Below are 1,294 nucleotides of genomic sequence, written 5' to 3'. Positions count from 1 at the left end.
GCGTATCGGTGATTGCCTTGGTGTGTCGCGGGGTTCTGACTCGTCTGCGTATCTGACGCCTGGCAGGGCTGTCTGGATCTCGAACTGTCGAACCCCGCGACACCGTAAGCATCCGGTCGGCTGGTCATGACTTGATAGAAGCCTGACCGTCCTGTGGTCTCATCACCGATTTGTCTGCCCACTGGCCGGATGCGTCACCCGATGAAGGGATGCATCCAGCATGACAACGAACACGGTCCAAGCCCAGCCCGACCGGGAGATCGTCGCGGGCATCGACACCCACGAGAACAGCCACCACGTGGCTGTCCTGGACTCCGCGGGCCGCTTCCTGGGCGATGAGGCGTTCCCCGCGACGAGCGCCGGTTTCATCGAGCTGCTGTCCTGGGTCGGCGTCTTCGGGATGCTGGTGCGCGTCGCAGTCGAGGGCACCAGCTCCTACGGAGCGGCCCTGACCCGGTATCTGCTCGCCGAGAACGTGGCCGTCATCGAGGTCCCGCCGGGAGATAAAGCGCAGCGCCGCCGGCGAGGCAAGACCGACGCGTTCGACGCCGAGGCCGCCGCGCGCCGCGCTCTCGCGGAGACCTCACCGAGGATCCCGAAGGACACGACCTCGTCCGTTGAAGCGCTGCGCCTGCTCACCAACACCCGGAATCTGCTGGTCAAGCAGCAGAAGGAGATCGCCGGGCAGATCGATCAGTTCCTGATCACCGCCCCCGACACCCTCCGCGAGCTCTCCCGCGAGGGCACCCGGAAGACGCGCATGCGCCGCCTCGCCGAACTTCCCGAGACCGCCACCGGCGACATCGTCACCGACACCCTCACCCGGCTGCTGCGCCAGCACGCGACCCGCTGGCTCACCCTCGACGCCGACGCGACCTCGATCGAGAAGCAACTGCGCATCCTCATCGAGCAACGCGCCCCGAAACTCCTCGAGGTCTACTGCGTCGCCGCCGTCACCGCCGCGCAACTCCTCGTCGCCGTCGGCGAGAACGGACACCGCATCCACTCCGAAGCAGCCCTCGCGAAACTCTTCGGCGCAGCACCCCAACCCGTCTCCTCCGGCAAAACCAACCGCCACCGCCTCTCCCGAGGCGGCAACCGGCAAGCGAACTGCGCCCTCCACCAGATCTCCATCGCCCGCCTCTGCCACGAACAACGAACCCGCGACTACCGAGACACCCACCTCGCCGACGGCAAAACCAAGAAAGACATCCTCCGCCTCCTCAAACGAGCCCTCTGCCGCGAACTCTTCCCCCTCCTCTGCCGACCTTGACAAATAGAAGCTTCGAGATCC

The 1,294-nt window shown here is 66.1% G+C and carries 1 protein-coding gene; it reads left to right on the top strand.

Annotated elements, in window-relative coordinates:
• Positions 1-220 precede the first annotated feature (220 nt).
• On the top strand, positions 221-1,273 hold the full coding sequence (locus tag MT353_RS21310; protein WP_243625860.1) for an IS110 family transposase: 1,053 nt from the start codon (positions 221-223) through the stop codon (positions 1,271-1,273).
• The last annotated feature ends 21 nt before the right edge of the window (positions 1,274-1,294 follow it).

Source organism: Rathayibacter sp. VKM Ac-2927 (assembly GCF_022815525.1).
Classification (GTDB): Bacteria; Actinomycetota; Actinomycetes; order Actinomycetales; family Microbacteriaceae; genus Rathayibacter; species Rathayibacter festucae.
This window is presented reverse-complemented; position numbering and strand designations above follow the sequence as displayed.

Bases quoted from the DNA above. Each gene is read 5' to 3' on its own strand.
- MT353_RS21310 (WP_243625860.1), top strand. From the start codon at position 221: ATGACAACGAACACGGTCCAAGCCCAGCCCGACCGGGAGATCGTCGCG.